The organism is Bacteroides salyersiae (assembly GCF_031172035.1).
Taxonomy (GTDB): Bacteria; Bacteroidota; Bacteroidia; order Bacteroidales; family Bacteroidaceae; genus Bacteroides; species Bacteroides salyersiae.
This window is the reverse complement of sequence record NZ_CP133452.1, coordinates 776134-793754: the sequence shown is the minus strand read 5'-3', so window position 1 is coordinate 793754 and position 17621 is coordinate 776134. Positions and strand designations below refer to the sequence as shown.

The following is a 17621-nucleotide window of genomic DNA, read 5'->3' as shown; positions in this document are numbered from 1 at the left end:
ATTTATGGTACGAATGTTCATGATTATCTGTTCTTTATGTTTTTCTTACATCTCATTTGCCTGGTCTCCACAGGGCAACAAGATAAAGACCCGATGGGCAGAACAAGTAACAGTAGAAAATGTTTGGCAAATTTATCCACGCCCGCAATTGAAGCGAGTGAACTGGAAGAACCTCAATGGTTTGTGGAAATATCAAGTGACGGAAATGAATCGGAAAAAGAAAGATGTGCACTACGGTGATGAAATACTGGTTCCTTTTTCCATTGAATCGTCTTTGTCGGGAGTAGAGGGACAGTTTGGCCCTTCGGATAAGCTATGGTATCGTAAAGAGTTTACTATTGATCCGGACTGGAAGGGCAAGCAGATTCTTTTGCATTTCGGTGCTGTTGATTATGAATGCCAGGTATGGGTGAACAATATACTGGTCGGGAAGCATACAGGAGGAAACAATCCTTTCTCTTTTAACATTACTCGTTTCTTGAAAAAGGATGGTAAGCAGGTAGTTGAATTGAGTGTGACTGATCCTACGGATACGGAATCCATTACCCGGGGGAAACAGCAGCTCAACCAGCGGGGTATTTGGTATACTCCTGTTTCCGGTATCTGGCAGACTGTTTGGATAGAACCGGTGAATCCTGTTTATATTCGGCAGATGTGCCCCGAAACCAATATTGAGAATAGTACGGTGAAACTTCACTTTGACATTGCCGAATCTGTAGGAGACGAATCTCTGCTTGTGAAAGTATTTGATGGGGAAAAGAATATCCTGACCTCCGAACAGAAACTGGGTAAGGACATCGAGTTGCAGATTCCTGGCCTTGTATGGTGGTCGCCGGAAAACCCGAAACTTTACGATTTGGAAGTCTCTTTGTGCCGGAATGGGAGAACATTGGACAAGGTAACCAGCTATTTTGCAATGAGAGATGTTTCGATTGTCAGGGATGAAGCCGGATACAAAAGAATTTGTTTGAATGGAAAGCCTGTGTTCCAGTATGGCACATTGGATCAGGGCTGGTGGCCTGATGGCTTGTTGACACCTCCTTCACCCGAAGCTATGATCTGGGATATGGTTCAATTAAAAGAGATGGGATTCAACACCATACGCAAACATATTAAAGTGGAACCTGCTACTTACTATTATTATGCCGATTCGCTGGGAATAATGATTTGGCAGGATATGCCTTCGGGATTCGCTACGGCACGTAAAGAGACGGAACATCTTTCGCATACGGATGAAAAGGATTGGGATGCTCCTACGGAGGTCTCGGCTCAGTGGCTTAAAGAACTGGACGAGATGATCGATCATTTACGCTTTTTCCCCTGTATCACGAGCTGGGTTGTTTTTAATGAAGGGTGGGGACAACACAACACAGTCGAAGTAGTGGAGAATATGATGCAGAAAGACCGGACGAGAATTATTAATGGCGTGAGCGGATGGACCGACCGAAAGGTGGGACATGTGCACGATATTCATAATTATCCGTCTGCTTCGATGGTGTTGCCTGAGTTTACTGATGACCGGGTAGCCGTATTGGGAGAATTCGGCGGATTGGGGTTTCCGGTAGAAGGTTCGCTTTGGAATCCCGGTATGAATAACTGGGGTTATAAGAATATTGACGGAAGCATTGAACTGTTGGCCGATTATAGCCGGCTGATGTATGATCTTGAAACGCTCATTGCTCAAGGTTTAAGCGCCGCCATTTATACCCAAACGACGGATGTGGAGGGTGAAGTGAACGGGTTGATTACTTACGACCGTAAGAAAATAAAGATTCCGGCCAATACATTGCATATGTTACACTCCCGTTTGTATAGTATTCGTTCGACCCAACCCGTATTTCTGATACCGCATTCACAAAAGCAGAAACAGACCAAGCATGAAGTCAGCGTGAATGGTGAAGTGTATCATACCGAGTTTCCTTTTAAGATTAAAGATAAGGGGGTGATACGGTTGAAGGAGATATTTCATGTGGACAAACCTTTTGAACGTCTGTCTTTATGGTTATATGCGGATGGTCCGACCACCGTGTGGCTGAATGGTGTAAAAGTGCTGGATCAACCGATTAGATATACCCGTAACTATAATCAATATAATCTGAGTGATTATAGTTATTTATTGCACAATGGGGAAAATACGGTGGAGATTACTATAAATAAGCAGAATGGAGAAAGGAGTTTGCTTTTTGATTATGGGTTGACTGCATTTTAAGAGAAAGTATTTCAATTTCTGAAAATTATATATCATAATTAATAATATCATGAAAATTTATCTTTTGTTCATGTTGACGGTGTTTTGTGCTTCCTGTAGAAATGATGGGAAGCCTATACTTCCTTTGTTAGATGCTGATGATTTTTCCACGACGGTCGATGGAAAACCAGTTGCATTATATACGCTTGAATCCGGTAATGGGATATATGCACAAATAACGAACTATGGCGCACGTGTGGTGAGTTTGCTTACTCCCGATAGAAATAGTAATTATGAAGATATCACGTTAGGTTTCGAAAAGATAGATCATTATCTGGATAATAAAGGTGAACGGTTTCTGGGGCCGGTTGTGGGGCGTTATGCCAACCGTATAGCAAATGGCAAGTTTTCCTTGGATGGAACGGAATATAACTTAGTCCGAAACAATGATGGACAAAGTTTGCATGGAGGAAACAAGGGATTGGATAGAATTGTTTGGAATGTAGATAGGGTCACAGATAACGAAGTCGCTTTTTCATACATGTCTCCTGATGGAGAAGAAGGCTATCCCGGTACAGTTGTTTTTAAAGTTGTTTATATGCTGACTTCGGATAACGAACTGAAAATAACGTATAATGCCGTGACTGATAAACCAACTGTCGTGAACCTCTCTTGTCATGCTTTTTTTAATCTGAAAGGTGCGGGTAACGGGACGGTCGATGACCATATTCTAACCATAAATTCCAGTCGTATCACACCGGTTGATTCGTTCTTGATTCCTACTGGCGAAAGAGTGCCGGTAGAGGGAACTCCTTTTGATTTTAGGGTACCAACGGCCATAGGAGCGCGTCTTGATCAGGATAATGAGCAATTGAGATTTGGTAAGGGATATGATCATAATTGGATTATTGATAAGAAAATAGAGGGTGTGGAACAGATAGCTTCTGTCTATGAACCTACTTTGGGCCGTTATATGGAAGTATGGTCTGATCAACCGGGACTACAGTTTTATGGGGGTAACTTTTTCAATGGGAAGGTGAAAGACAAATATGGGAAACCGATGAGGTTTCGGGAGGCAATTGCATTGGAGACACAAAAGTTTCCGGATAGTCCCAATCATCCAGACTTTCCGACTACTCGCCTTAATCCGGGGGAAGTTTATGTTCATACGTGTATTTATAAATTTATGACGAAAAATGAATAACGAGGAACATCCTTTTTCAGAGCAGGCCGGTTGGAGAGAAAGTTGGATTCTGTTTACTCTGCTTCTTTTATTTTCCAGTTCCGGAGTAATACGGGCTGTAGAAGGTGACACCGTAAGAACCTTTAGTAATCCTGTTTTTAAGGGAGCCGATCCTTGGGTATATAAGACCGATAGTTGTTACTATTACTGTTTTGTATATAAAAAAGGACTTGCGGTTTCGAAGACAAAGGAACTACATAAAAAAGGGCAACTTGTAGAAGTTTGGAAGGCTCCGGCAGAAGGATGGAACAGGAGTTGTATTTGGGCTCCCGAACTGCATTATGTGTGTGGAAAGTGGTACATTTATTATGCGGCCGGTGAGTCTGGACCTCCTTATATACATCAGCGTACTGGTGTACTCGAGGCAGTAAGCTCGGATCCTCAAGGAGCTTATATCGACAAAGGGATGATTTATACGGGAGACAATGTAGATTGTTGGCCGGATACCGATGCGAACCGTTGGGCTATCGATATGACTGTTTTTGAATGGCAGAAAAAACTGTATGCCGTTTGGTCTGGATGGGAGAATAATGAATCGACCGATAAAACACGTCAGAACTTGTACATCGCTGAAATGGAAAATCCTTGGACTATATCGACCAATCGGACACTTTTATCCGAGCCGGATCAACCTTGGGAAACAGACGGAAGATTAGACTTGAACGAGGGACCACAGGTATTGATAAACGAAGACCGGTTGTTCATCATTTATTCTTGTGGACAATCGTGGCTACCTACGTATAAATTAGCTCAGTTGAAGTTAAAGAATCCTGACAACAATCTGTTGGATCGTGACAATTGGATAAAGTCGGGGCCTGTTTTTACGGGTAATGAGGAAGTTTATGGGGTGGGGCATGCTGGTTTTACGACTTCCCCCGATGGCACTGAGCATTGGATTGTATATCATACAAAAGTGGATCGAAAACCAGGATGGGAGCGGCATATTTGCTTGCAGCGTTTTATTTTTGATTTTGATGGCTCTCCGTATTTTGGGAAAGCACAACCAGTCACCGTTCGTCAACCTTTACCGTCTGTTAGTGGAATAAATAAAAGGAATAATTAGGTATATTATGAAAAAGAATTTATTTATCGGGGTGTCTCTGACGGTGGGTATTCCCACTACGACAATGGCACAACAGAAACAGCCGGAACACCCCAATCTGATATTTATTATTACCGATCAGTTGAGAAATGACGTATTTGGCTGCCGGGGAGATGAGATAGCCAAGACTCCCAATATCGATCGTTTTAAGGCGGAAAGTGTTGACTTTACAAATGCCGTGGCTGTTACTCCGGTGTCGGCAGCAGCACGGGCCTCTCTTTTTACTGGAAAGTATTCATCCAGCACGGGAATGGTCATTAATGAACTTCGTCTGAACCCTAATCAGCGCGCTATGGGACATGTTTTTACAGAAAATGGATACAATACTTCTTATATCGGGAAATGGCATTTATATGGTACTTGCTCGGATCATGAAAATGATGACTGTGCTTTTATTCCGAAAGGTCCCGACCGTTTGGGGTTTGATGATGAATGGAAAGCTTATAATTTTCATCATACGAATATGAACTCTTATTATTATGAAGATAGGAAAGAAAAAATCTATTACGGTGAAGGAAGTTATGAACCGGAGGAACAGTTCCGTTTAGCGATCCGTTCTTTAGAACGGTTGCAGAAAGAAAATAAGCCATTCGCCTTGTTTCTGTCAGTAGGTGTTCCTCATGATCCGTGGACAAAAGCAAATGTGCCCGAAAAATATTATAACCGTTACAAGGATGTTCCTTTTACGTTACCATCTAATTGGAACGATATTCCGGATAAATATATGGATCGGAATACAAATCCTCAGAGATGGGTGAATTATTGGAAAAAAAATATACCGGAAATGAAGCGGGTGTATTATTCTATGGTGTCCAGCATCGATGATTATTTGGGAGACTTAATGTTGAAAGTCACTGAGCTCGGGCTGGATGAGAATACGATTATTGTTTTTTTCTCTGATCATGGTGAAATGTTCGGAGAGAATGGACGTATCTTCAAGATGATTTTTTACGATAGCGCGGCGAAAGTTCCGTTTATGGTACGTTGGAATGGAAAAATCAAACCCGGTCGGGAGGTAGATACTTGTTTGAATACTCCTGATATTATGCCTACTTTATTAGGGATGATGAATCTGCCAGTTCCAGATTCTGTAGAAGGTATGAACTTGTCTCCATTGGTTTTAGGTGAAAAATGCAAAGAACCGGAGTTTGCTTTTATGCAAGGGATGGGACATACGTTTCAATGGAAAGACGGATATGAATGGAGAGCCGTACGGGATAAACGATATACGTATGCGACGTATCTGGTAGATAATTCCGAATTGTTGTTTGATAATATTAAAGACCCGAAACAAACGGTTAATCTGGTAAATGATCCGAAATTGTTTAAAGTCTTGGAAGAGAAGCGGAGACAGATGAAGAATAAAATGAGAGAATTAAATGATGAATTTAAACCTTGCTCTTGGTATCGTGGGCGTTGGGTCGATGAAGATAGGTGTATACAAGCATCAGCGAAAGGTAAATTTTGATTGTTGTGCATTTCAGGAGGACAGAGAAGAAGTTGCTAAAAAACTCCTTCTCTGTTTTTTTAGGTCCTAATTTGTCGGAGATTCTGCCAAAGAGTTGTTTTCATTTTTTTTTGGCGGATGCAGGTTAGCGATATACTCGTTGGGGGATATTCCGAAAACTCTTTTGAAATAACGTGAATAGTAGTTGGGCGAAGTGAAACCTGTAGCATAGGCAGCTTCAGAAACATTCTTTCCTGTTGCCAGGATTTTTAATGACTCTTTCAAGCGTATATTATTAATGAATTCAGTGGCAGAAAGCCCTACGATATTTTTAAGTTTCATATGCAATAAGGTACGTCCTATTCCTATTTCTTTTAACAGGTAATTTAATGAGAATTCATTATTGTCCAGATTTGCTATAATCAACTTTTCGATATTAGCAATCAGCTCTTTGTCTTTATCATCGGCTTTCATTTCATAGACCTCCATTTTGTTAGCAGCAAAGAGTTTTTTCTGGTTTTCTTTTGTTGCTATCAGATTAGAAATCTGTCTTTGGATAAGTACTGGGTGGAATGGTTTCTCTACATATATATCTGCTCCACTTTCATAGCCTTCCAATTGGGCCTCTTCACCTGTTTTAGCAGTTAGCAATATGAGCGGAATGTGACAAGTCTCAATTCTGGATTTTAATTTGTGAGCTAATTCAAAACCATTCATTTCGGGCATCATGACATCGCTGATAATGATATCCGGAAGTTCCTTTTTAGCAATTTGATATCCTTCTTTACCGTTCTGAGCCGTAATGACTGTATACATGTCCGAAAACATTTCTGCATAGGTCGATAGTAGTTCGGAGTTGTCCTCAACCACTAATAATTTATACTCTTTTCTGGAAAGTTTTTTTTCTGTCTCGACTTTTTCAGCGTTATTATCGTACTTGACGGGGAGGTATCTATATTCTTCTATAAAGGAAGCATCGGCATCCTTATCTGATATTTCATCTGTAGAAAAGGCACGGGCTGTAATATTTAATTTCACTATAAAATTGCTCCCTTTGTTAATTTCACTTTCTACTTTGATTTCTCCTTTATGTAGTAAAACCAGTTGGCGGGTAAGTGCCAGACCTATACCAAAACCGGCTTTCTTGCTTTTAACAAAATCATTGATCTGATAATAGTTCTCGAAGATTTTATCCTGCTGATCGGGAGCAATTCCTACACCTGTATCCGAAACGATGAAATTTAGGTAGGTGTAGTCTTTTTTATGTTCATAAAAAGCTCTAACTATGATTTCTCCTTTATCCGTATATTTGAAAGCATTGGAAAGCAAATTGTATATAATCTTCTCGACTTTTACAGGAGCGAACCACACATCTTCTTCTGAATTTTCTATTTTCAATATGTATTCTAATCCTTTTTCATCGGCGAGCATCTGGAAACCTTCGCAGATACTTCTTAGAAAATTTAATAAGTTACCTTTCTTTACGCGAATCTTCTCTTGTCTGGTTTCAACCTTGCTGAAGAGCATTAGTTCGTCTAATAGTATATTCATTCTCATTGCATTGTTGATAACTAATTTCATTTTGGGCCTTATTTCCGGGCTGAAAACGTTTTTCTCAAGAAAAGATTGTAGAGGAATGAGAATTAGGCTTAATGGTGTTCTCAATTCGTGGGAGATATTTGTAAAAAAGTTGAGTTTCAGTGTATTTACTTCTTCCATTTTTTTCTTTTCCATGCGTTCGGACAGTATAAGGCTTTTCTCATATTGTCTTTTCTTGATAAATAGGTAAAGCCCTGTTCCTAAAACTCCGGTCAAGATGAGGTAGGTTAGATATGCGAGGTCCGATCGCCAGAAAGGAGGGGCTACTATGATTTTGATACTCCTTGTCGGTTCTTTGTTGTCCCATTTATTATTAAAAACTGCTTTGACGGTGAGTGTATATTTTCCCTCTGATAAATTGGCATATGTCAGTTGGTTTTGGTTTCCTATATAATTCCATTCTCTGTCTGTATCCAGTTTATATGCAAAGAAAGTACTGTTCGGATGACTGACTGTAGGTACGGTAAATTCGAAAGAGAAGGATTTAGCTTGTTCGCTGTTTAGGTATATTTCATCTGCCTCTTCTATATTTTTATTTAATGGAGAACCGATTGTGTCTGGAGTTACTGATTTTCCATAGATTTTGAAATCTGTAAATTCTACTTGTGCTATGTTGTGATGCATCTGTAGATTTTCTGGATAGAAAGCAATCATACCATTGATTGTTCCGAAATATAAAAGACCGTCGTCTGCCCGATAAACTGAATTATAATTGAACTGTTTGTTGGGCAATCCTTCACTAATGGAATAGTTTACAAAAAACAGTTTGTTTATATCTAAGCAACTTAGCCCGTTGTTTGTACTGAGCCATAAATTGCCGGAACTACTTTCAGTAATGGCATATATAGTGTTTGAAGGAAGCCCGTCTTCGATAGTATAGGTTGTAAAGGATTCGTTTGTTTTATTAAATTTGCAGAGTCCTCCTTCCAATGTTCCAATCCAGATATTTTTTCTACTATCTTCAAAAATGTAATTTATGAAATTATCGGGGATACCACTTCTATCCTGTTGATAAGAATAACTTTGCAGGCTTTGCATGGATTTGTTGTAACGGAATATACCGTTGGTTCTTGTCGCAATCCAGATGTCTCCGTCTGAATCTTCCAATAGGTTATTAATACTTTTAGGACCAACTATATTTTTTTCGAATTGTCTGAATTGGTCTTTTCCCGGATTATAGATGAATAATCCGTTGGTAGTTCCAATCCAGATTTCTTCGTCTTTGTCTTGTAGCAGTGTGAATATGTTATTAGATAACAGATCTGGATATTCTGGATGAATGTAGTGAGAGAACTTTTGAGTTTTTAGGTTGTATTTGTTTAATCCACCCAGATAAGTTCCGATCCATAAATTATCTTTTTGGTCGAGAAGTAGAGAGTGAACGTTGTGATATGATAAACAGTTTCCTGTCTGTTGCGGTTTGAAATATTCGAAGCTTTTCTCTTTTTTGTTATAATAATTTAACCCTCCATCTTCGGTGGCTATCCATAAATTGCCTTTTTTATCACCGATAATTTGTCGTACTGCCTTTCCCGACAAGTATTTGTCGGAATATCCACAATCATAATAGGTAAATTGTAGGAAAGAATTTAAGAATATGTTTAAACCACCAAAATAAGTACCTACTAACATATTATTTTCCTTGTCTTTGAAAATGGTGTAGATTGCATTATCGTTCAGCGAGTATTTATCATTATAGTTTTGTTTGTAATTGATGAATTTATTTTCATCTGATAAATATATATATAGTCCGTTTTCCGAACCAATCCATATATTTCCTTCAGCATCTTCTGCAAAAGTGCGTACACAGATTTGTGGAAAACCTTCTATACGGATAAACTTATTGGTGGAACTGTCAAAATAACAAATTCCTTTATCTTCGGTTCCTATCCATATTCTGCCATGATGGTCGGTAAATAATGAGGTGACTTTATTGGAAATTAATGAATTTATATTATGGTCATTATGTTTGTAGCGGGTCAATTTTCCATTTTCTACATCTGCACAAATTAGTCCCCCATACATCCGTCCAAACCACATCTGTCCTTTTTGATCAGAGGTTATGGCGGTGATGAATGCAGTAATTGTTTCATCTTGATTCACATAGAATGGATCGAACTTACTTGTTTGTTCGTTATATATAAAAGCTCCGGAACCACCCATGTAAATTTTTCCTTTATCATCTTGATAAATAACACGGCTAAAATTGTTTAAAGAATCAACCGATACAAAATTGAAATTATCTTTATTTCTATTGTATAAGTTTACTCCTTTGTGTGTGATGACCCATAGTCTGTGGCGCTTATCTTCAAATACATGACGTATAATTCCACCTTTTTTTCTTTCACCTTTTGTAGGTTCCACTTCATAGACTGAGATGCTCCTCCCATCATATTTACATAATCCGTTTGCCGTAGCAATCCATATAAAACCCTTAAAGTCTTGGCAGAGTGAATAAATAGTATTGGTAGGGAGGCCGTTGTCATTGGTCAGATGAGTGAATCGAAGATTTCTGTCTACTTGGGCAACTATGTTGATGGTATATCCTATCAATAAAAATAGAGCTAATAAAACGGAATGTGCTTTCATATCATATAAACGTTTATGTAAAAGTAAAAAGAACTATGAATATCCTGTATAGATAAGGTGAAAAAAGGTGAGGCTATGTTTATGACCTCTGTTTTTCCAATACAAATGAAATAAAAAAAAGTGGATGTACATAGTAAAAGTATTCAATTAACTGATTTGTAAAATTCTGATAATCAATACAGTGAACATTCGTGCTTAAAAAGAGAACAATAATACAACTATAGTTATAATATCGAATAGAAAGAATAAACAAAAATAAAGTTTGCTTTGCTTGTTAAAAAGAGGATAAAAAATAGGAGAGAAATTCTTTGATTTCCCTCCTATTCATATGGTTGATTTCTAAATTATTTTAGAAACAAGATGTTGGTTTAGAGTTTTGGACCGGCAGCAACTAAAGCTTTACCAGCTTCGTTACCTTCGAACTTAGCAAAGTTCTTGATGAAACGAGCAGAAAGGTCTTTTGCTTTTTCTTCCCATTGGCAAGCACATTCATAAGTGTCGCGTGGGTCAAGGATTTTCGGATCAACTCCGGGAAGTTCTGTAGGAACAACAAAGTCGAAGAAAGGAATAATCTTAGTAGGAGCTTTGTCGATAGAACCGTCAAGGATAGCGTCGATGATACCACGAGTATCTTTGATAGAGATACGTTTGCCGGAACCATTCCAACCTGTGTTAACCAAGTAAGCCTTAGCACCGGATTTCTCCATTTTCTTAACCAACTCTTCTGCATATTTAGTTGGGTGCAGTGACAAGAAAGCAGCACCGAAACAAGCAGAGAATGTAGGAGTCGGCTCAGTAATACCGCGTTCTGTTCCAGCCAATTTAGCTGTAAAACCAGACAGGAAGTAATATTTAGTTTGCTCAGCGTTCAGGATAGATACCGGAGGCAATACACCGAATGCATCGGCGGACAAGAAGATAACTTGTTTTGCAGCCGGGCCTTTAGATACCGGTTTAACGATATTATCGATGTGATAGATAGGATAAGAAACACGAGTGTTTTCTGTAACGCTCTTATCAGCGAAATCAATTTTACCGTTAGCATCTACTGTAACGTTTTCAAGAAGAGCGTCACGTTTGATAGCTTTGTAGATATCCGGTTCGCTGTCTTTATCAAGGTTGATAACTTTAGCATAGCAACCGCCTTCGAAGTTGAATACACCTTCATCATCCCATCCGTGTTCGTCATCACCGATCAACAGACGTTTCGGGTCAGTAGACAAGGTTGTTTTACCTGTACCTGACAGACCGAAGAAGATAGCTGTGTTTTTGCCTTCTTTGTCGGTGTTGGCAGAACAGTGCATAGAAGCCATACCGTTCAATGGAAGCAGATAGTTCATGTAAGAGAACATACCTTTCTTCATTTCACCACCGTACCAAGTGTTCAAGATAACTTGAATCTTCTCAGTCAAGTTGAATACAACAGCAGTTTCTGAGTTCAAGCCCAATTCTTTGTAGTTCTCAACTTTTGCTTTAGAAGCGTTCATGATAACGAAATCAGGCTCACCGAAGTTAGCCAGTTCTTCAGCTGTAGGACGGATGAACATGTTTGTTACGAAATGAGCTTGCCAAGCAACTTCCATGATGAAACGCAGTTTCAGGCGAGAGTTAGGATTAGCACCGCAGAATGCATCAACAACATACAATTTCTTGTTAGAAAGTTCTTTAGTTGCCAATTCTTTAACGGCTTTCCAGCATTTTTCGTCTACAGGTTTGTTGTCGTTTTTATATTCGTCAGAAGTCCACCATACTGTATTTTCGCTGGTAGCATCTTTAACGAAGAATTTATCTTTAGGAGAACGACCGGTGTAAACACCTGTCATTACGTTTACAGCGCCCAGTTCAGTTACCTGACCTTTCTCAAAGCCTTCCAGACCCGGTTTTGTTTCTTCGGCGAACAAAACATCATAAGACGGGTTGTGCACAATCTCAGTAGCACCGGTAATACCGTACTTGCTTAAATCTAAATTTGCCATTTTCTTTTGAATTAATTAAAATTGGTATTTTGTTTATTATCTCATTCCAGGTATTTATGGAAAGGATGTTTTATAACATCCTCTTGTAAACCGGCTACAAAAGTAACACTTTCTTTCGAAACAAGTGTCGTATTAGAGAAATTTTTCCCTAATTGAATCTCTTTTATAGATTCCTAACAAAATCTGCAAACTGAATGTTGCAAATTGAAACTTTATCATTTACTTTGCATCATATAAATTCTGAATAAATAATAATGATATATAGAAATGAAAATAATCGACTTTAGTAAAACGAATTCAATTCTGAATCAATATGTGTCAGAAATAAGGAATGTAGAGGTGCAGAACGACCGTTTGCGTTTTCGCCGTAATATCGAACGGATAGGTGAGATCATGGCGTATGAAATGAGTAAATCGTTTGCTTATTCGACAAAAGATATCCGTACACCCTTGGGGATAGCGCCGGTTTGTACACCGGACAATCAATTGGTAATAAGTACCATTCTCCGTGCGGGATTGCCTTTTCATCAAGGCTTTTTGAGCTATTTCGACAATGCGGAAAATGCTTTTGTATCTGCTTATCGCAAATATAAAGATACATTGAAATTCGATATTCATATAGAATATATTGCTTCACCTCGTATCGATGGGAAAACATTGATTATTACCGATCCGATGCTTGCTACCGGAAGCAGTATGGAATTGAGTTATCAGGCCATGCTTACCAAAGGGCATCCGTCAGAAATTCATGTGGCGTCTATTATAGCCAGTCGCCAGGCTGTGGAGCATATTATGTCGATATTTCCGGAAGAAAAAACGACTATATGGTGTGCGGCCATTGACCCGGAGATCAATGAGCATTCGTATATTGTGCCGGGACTTGGAGATGCCGGTGACTTGGCTTATGGAGAAAAGGAATAGCCCGTTTATATGCTTTCTTTCATATGGGAAAGAATTTATCTTTGTTGCAGATGTCGGATGTTTTTTCAGAATCTTACTTTTATTGTATCTTTTCCGATGGTAACAATGTATATTCCTCTTTCCCTCAGTTGAAAAATTGTATAGTCTTTATCGTTTTTTACTGTTATTGCATCAATAAGTATGCCTTGTAGGTTGTATAAATGAAGTGTTTCTCCTTTAATAGCTCCGCTGATATATATTTCATTTTCTACCACAAACACTTTTATATGATTGCTAATCTCTGTATAAATATTGTTGGTAAGAGATTGGGTTTCATAAACACCCATGTCGACGGCTTTTCCTTGTATTCTGTCCTGGTGTTGTAAATCAAACAGTATGTCTAATGCTTCGTAGTCCGATCCTGTATCAATACAAGGTGATCCTGGTGCTAACATGTAGATTGCAGTATAAATTGTCTCTATCTCATCATGTGTGCTTCCTTTCCCTATAATACTGGATGGAGATAGAAATGAGGGATTTTTGCTTCTATTTAGATACATGTGATCTGTATCGTCTCCGTCCATGAATTTTTTGCTGTTACTTTCTACTGCACTGTGTGTAGAGATAATAGTTCCTCCTCCGTTTATATCTGTATTCTGGCCGTAGCTATTGTATTTCTTTCCATACATATTGTTGTATAGAATTGAATTTATCAATGTTAAATTGGATTTGTTGGTAGCTGTTCCTATGGCTCCTCCTGGCTTTACGGCACTATTGTTTGCAAATGTACAATTGCGAACAGTAGCGGTTGTTCCTGTTCCAATTTGTATAGCACCTCCGTTACCGTCTGATGTATTATTTATAAATAATGAATTTTCTATAATGCAATGTCCACTGTTACAATGGATAGCTGCGCCATTTCTCCCATTTCGTGTGGCATTGTTTCTAAAAATACAATTTCTCACGAAAGCGCCATTGCTTAGAATCATGGCTCCTCCATTTTCTTCTGGAGGATTGATTGCGTTTTGTATGATAACACCATCAATAATGCAGGGGATATAAGCATCTCTTCCTCCTGGACGATTGTTGCCGGTTGTACTACGGAATGGAGAAATACGATCTTTACATTCGATGACTACTCTGTTTTTATCCCAATTCCGGTCTGTTGACCGTGTTTCGTTTCCCTTGAAACCTCCGAAGATGAAAGTATTATCGAGGTTAATTGGAGCACTTAAGTTGTATGTGCCAGCTTTTAGCCATATTTCATGATTGGGGATGGAATGTGCCAATGTGATAGCCTGTTCTAAGTTGGATGCGTTCTCCCAAGTATTACCAGGGCCTGTACCTTGGGGAGAGACATATATAATTTGATTTACGGACTTATTTTCTCCTTTTTCGATTTCTTCTCTCCAAATTTTTAGTTTTCGGTTTAAAATTCTGGTTGTTTCTATATTTTTAGTTGATAGATTATTCTTTTCATATGGATCGGTCGATAGATCAAATAGTTCTTGCTCTATTACAGATAATTGGCACCCATTGTATGTATATCTTTCGATCAATTTATATTTTCCGGATATAATTGAAGCTTCTATGTTACGTGAATTATCCGATTCTTTTACGCAAGGAGGGTAATACCAGTGAAATTCACGTTCTTCAATCTCTTTATTATTAAAAAGAGGCAATATGGATACACCATCACAAATTTGTTCGGGCATATTGGTGTGAGTCAGTTCACAAAATGTAGGAAAGAAGTCCATGGAAATAATCCGCTGATCAATTATTTTAGGAGCAGAGTCGGTGCCATATCCATAGAAGATCATAGGTATACGATTGCCTCCTTCATACATACTTGTTTTTCCTCCCCTTAAAGGGGTATTAGTGGTTACTCCGGTCGCTCCGCCATTATCGCTTGTAAAGATCACTAAAGTATTATTTAAAAGGTCATTGTCGCGTAAACATTGGAGGATTTCGCCCACTCCTGTATCTATGTGTTTCAGCTGAGCGGCCAAATGTGGATTATTGGGTTTTCCTCGATAATCTGCTGGAAATTTTTTATAAGGATCGTTTTCCGGATTATTCTCCGAAGGCGCACTGATGCCGGATTTAGGCTTGACACGAAAATGATCTACGGTTTCGGGAGGCCCCATCAGTCCGTTATGTACAGCATAATGACTTAAATATAAAAAAAATGGTTTCTCTTTATTTCTTTTGATGAACTCTACTGCTTCGTAGTTCATACGGTCTATCAGAAATTCTTTTTCTTCTGGAAGAATTTTAACGACGGATTCATTGAAATGGTATGGATGGAAATAACTTCCGTTACCTATGTATCTGTTTTCTGAAATAATCATTTCTTGAAAGCCTCTTTCCGAAGGGAGTATTTGGCTCTTTGCTCCTGATAGTGAATATCCAGTTAAATGCCATTTCCCGATAATCCCAGTGTGGTAACCGTTGTCGTGTAATGTTTCGGCAATAGTTTTTATATCTGTTCGCATTGGGTCCGAGTTACCACGAAGATAGTCAACAACTCCTATTCGATACGGATATTGTCCGGTCATTAAGGCTGCCCGGGTGGGGGAACTCAGAGAAGCGGCTGTTTGAGCATGAGTGAAACGAACACCATCGGCTGCCATTTGGTCTAATACAGGTGTTTCATTGAATTTATTCCCATAACATCCTAATTCGGCGTACCCTAAATCATCTGCCATGATAAATATAATGTTAGGACGCTTTTCTTCCTTTGTTTGTGCTATTGATGAAATCAACAAAAGAGTACTTGTCAAAAGGGTTTGTTTTTTCATGGTTATTATTAATTAGATTATAAATGTAATGACTGATGCAAAGGTATTCGATCCCTACCTTAATTGATGAGCACTATCGTTTTTGAGTTTAAAATTTTTGTTCAATAGAGTTTGTCTGCTATTATTTTTTCTCTTTGAACGATACTACTTATACTTAAAACATTCGTGAGGGTATCTTTAAATCGGAAGGCTTACTTTTGCTTACAAATTATCAATGTGCGAAAATGATGATCTGATTTATGAGAAAGGTATTGTTATTCTTTATGTTGTTTTTAATGTGTGGACCACTGTTTGCACAAAATGAAATTACCTGGTTCGGAGATGTCATGGAGATACCTGGTCCGGCCAAATATGCCAGAATGGTTTTGATGAAACAAGGACCAAAAGCTGGACAAATTCTACTGACCTATCAGAAATTCACTTATGGGCGAAAGATTGTTAAGCGATATAGTTCTGATGATGGAGTGACATGGTCGCCGGAAAGTCTATTATTGCAAAAGACGGGAGACTGGACGTATGCTAATTGTAATATAATAGAGTTGACCGACGGGCGATTGTTGATGACTTATCAAAAGCGAAAAGAGGACGGTTATTATTTTACAGGAAGAGATCGCTATGTATGTGTTAAATATAGTGTAGATGGTGGTTCTACTTGGAGTAAGGAAGAAGAAGTTTTTCAGGGAGGTAATTGGGAACCGACTCCTATTCAAACACCTTTGGGTATTTATATTTTCTTTACTTTACAGGATATATATCCGACTTTTTTGTCGGAAGAGGAGTGTATTCAGGAAAATGAGATTGGAGGAAGGGCAGTGGCTTTTGTCGCTTCATTTGATAATGGAGCGACATGGACGAATTTCAGTAATGAACGCTATACGGCTAGGATGTTATTGAGAGATTATAACGAGGAGAGGGCCGGTAATAATTTTTGTGGGAGTGGCGGGGGAATGCCTACTCCGTTTTTGACGGAAGACAATCGTTTAGGGTTTATTGCGGAAAGTATAGAAAGAAAAGTATCTCCATGGATTGTCATTGCTCCGGCCGATGATTATACTTTTGAATCTTCTTATTTTGAAGGTAATTGGCAAACTGCTAATTATAATGGGTTGGGAGATAATAATGTATATCCATTGTCTACCACTGTTCGTTGGGCATTAACAAGGGAACATACCGGTGGTGCACCGTTTGCTTTGAAATTGTCAAATGGTAAAATAGCATTTAGTTATAATAGTGGAAAGAAAATATATTGCTGGGTAGCCGATAAAAATGCAAAAAATCCTGTTAAGCAGGCAATGCCATTTGGGGAACTTAATACTTTTTATTCATCTATGATTCATTTGAATGACAGTACGATTTTGATTGCGGCCCATGAAACGAGCCCAGGAGAAGAAATGAGGGCTTTATATCTTCGTAAAGGTAGAATAAAGGATTATGTTACTACTTCTGTTACTCGATTAAAATCTCCTTTTTATCAGGTTACTGTCTCTAACCGAAATATTCATATCCGAGGTCTCTCTGGAAATGAAACTGTACAAATATCTCAAGTAGCGGGTTGTGCTGTATTGGTTGTAAAAAAAGTGTTGTCGGAAGAGTATTCTTTTCGAACTCTTTGTCCGGGAGTATATATTGTCCGGATTATTAACGGTATTTCCGGAAAAACAGCCTATAAAATAATGGTAAATGACTAAGTTCTGATCACAATATAGGATGTCCGGTTTTTATGAACATTTGTGAACGTGTTATGGCTGAAAGTGACGGTCGTATTACAGATGTCTG

9 protein-coding genes are annotated in these 17621 nt (G+C 38.6%); 6 read left to right on the top strand and 3 right to left on the bottom strand.

The genetic code is table 11. The features are described from left to right. The first annotated feature begins 4 nt into the window (after positions 1 to 4). The 4 genes from RB604_RS03130 to RB604_RS03115 are packed head-to-tail and all read left to right on the top strand — an operon-like array spanning position 5 to position 6001. On the top strand, positions 5 to 2209 hold the full coding sequence (locus RB604_RS03130; RefSeq protein WP_007479768.1) for a glycoside hydrolase family 2 protein: 2205 nt from the start codon (positions 5 to 7) through the stop codon (positions 2207 to 2209). Between the two features lie 49 nt (positions 2210 to 2258). Next, positions 2259 to 3392 carry an aldose epimerase family protein gene (locus tag RB604_RS03125; RefSeq protein ID WP_005928549.1) on the top strand — a complete coding sequence of 378 codons (1134 nt, stop codon included), beginning with the start codon at positions 2259 to 2261 and terminating at the stop codon, positions 3390 to 3392. Then, entirely contained in the window at positions 3385 to 4494 is a 1110-nt protein-coding gene (locus RB604_RS03120) for a glycoside hydrolase family 43 protein (protein ID WP_005928552.1), read from the top strand. Before RB604_RS03125 ends, RB604_RS03120 begins: the two co-directional genes overlap by 8 nt. A gap of 7 nt (positions 4495 to 4501) precedes the next feature. Continuing rightward, positions 4502 to 6001, top strand: a complete 1500-nt coding sequence (locus RB604_RS03115) for a sulfatase family protein (protein WP_005928555.1) — start codon at positions 4502 to 4504, stop codon at positions 5999 to 6001. 66 nt (positions 6002 to 6067) lie between these two features. On the opposite strand, the gene RB604_RS03110 is transcribed toward RB604_RS03115, so the two are convergent. Together RB604_RS03110 and pckA are read right to left on the bottom strand one after the other, a co-directional pair. Next, on the bottom strand, positions 6068 to 10168 hold the full coding sequence (locus tag RB604_RS03110) for a hybrid sensor histidine kinase/response regulator transcription factor (RefSeq protein WP_007479769.1): 4101 nt from the start codon (positions 10166 to 10168) through the stop codon (positions 6068 to 6070). 368 nt (positions 10169 to 10536) lie between these two features. Next, a complete protein-coding gene (gene pckA, locus RB604_RS03105; RefSeq protein WP_005928562.1) occupies positions 10537 to 12144 on the bottom strand; it encodes a phosphoenolpyruvate carboxykinase (ATP) in 1608 nt (535 codons plus the stop codon). Between the two features lie 267 nt (positions 12145 to 12411). Here pckA and upp point away from each other — a divergent pair, with 267 nt between their 5' ends. Beyond that, positions 12412 to 13065, top strand: coding sequence for a uracil phosphoribosyltransferase (upp, locus tag RB604_RS03100; protein ID WP_005928565.1), 654 nt, complete (start codon positions 12412 to 12414; stop codon positions 13063 to 13065). Between the two features lie 65 nt (positions 13066 to 13130). Here upp and RB604_RS03095 read toward each other — a convergent pair whose 3' ends face one another. After that, on the bottom strand, positions 13131 to 15845 hold the full coding sequence (locus RB604_RS03095) for a sulfatase-like hydrolase/transferase (RefSeq protein ID WP_005928568.1): 2715 nt from the start codon (positions 15843 to 15845) through the stop codon (positions 13131 to 13133). A 239-nt stretch (positions 15846 to 16084) separates the two neighbouring features. On the opposite strand from RB604_RS03095, the gene RB604_RS03090 reads away from it, so the two are divergent. Continuing rightward, the gene (locus RB604_RS03090) at positions 16085 to 17533 is read left to right on the top strand and encodes a sialidase family protein (RefSeq protein WP_005928571.1); all 1449 of its coding nucleotides are present in this window, start codon (positions 16085 to 16087) and stop codon (positions 17531 to 17533) included. The last annotated feature ends 88 nt before the right edge of the window (positions 17534 to 17621 follow it).

What these genes read in the sequence shown, in the direction of transcription:
- RB604_RS03130 (WP_007479768.1), top strand. Translation starts at nt 5, where the DNA reads ATGGTACGAATGTTCATGATTATCTGTTCTTTATGTTTTTCTTACATC.
- RB604_RS03125 (WP_005928549.1), top strand. Translation starts at nt 2,259, where the DNA reads ATGAAAATTTATCTTTTGTTCATGTTGACGGTGTTTTGTGCTTCCTGT.
- RB604_RS03120 (WP_005928552.1), top strand. Translation starts at nt 3,385, where the DNA reads ATGAATAACGAGGAACATCCTTTTTCAGAGCAGGCCGGTTGGAGAGAA.
- RB604_RS03115 (WP_005928555.1), top strand. Translation starts at nt 4,502, where the DNA reads ATGAAAAAGAATTTATTTATCGGGGTGTCTCTGACGGTGGGTATTCCC.
- RB604_RS03110 (WP_007479769.1), bottom strand. Translation starts at nt 10,168, where the DNA reads ATGAAAGCACATTCCGTTTTATTAGCTCTATTTTTATTGATAGGATAT.
- pckA (WP_005928562.1), bottom strand. Translation starts at nt 12,144, where the DNA reads ATGGCAAATTTAGATTTAAGCAAGTACGGTATTACCGGTGCTACTGAG.
- upp (WP_005928565.1), top strand. Translation starts at nt 12,412, where the DNA reads ATGAAAATAATCGACTTTAGTAAAACGAATTCAATTCTGAATCAATAT.
- RB604_RS03095 (WP_005928568.1), bottom strand. Translation starts at nt 15,845, where the DNA reads ATGAAAAAACAAACCCTTTTGACAAGTACTCTTTTGTTGATTTCATCA.
- RB604_RS03090 (WP_005928571.1), top strand. Translation starts at nt 16,085, where the DNA reads ATGAGAAAGGTATTGTTATTCTTTATGTTGTTTTTAATGTGTGGACCA.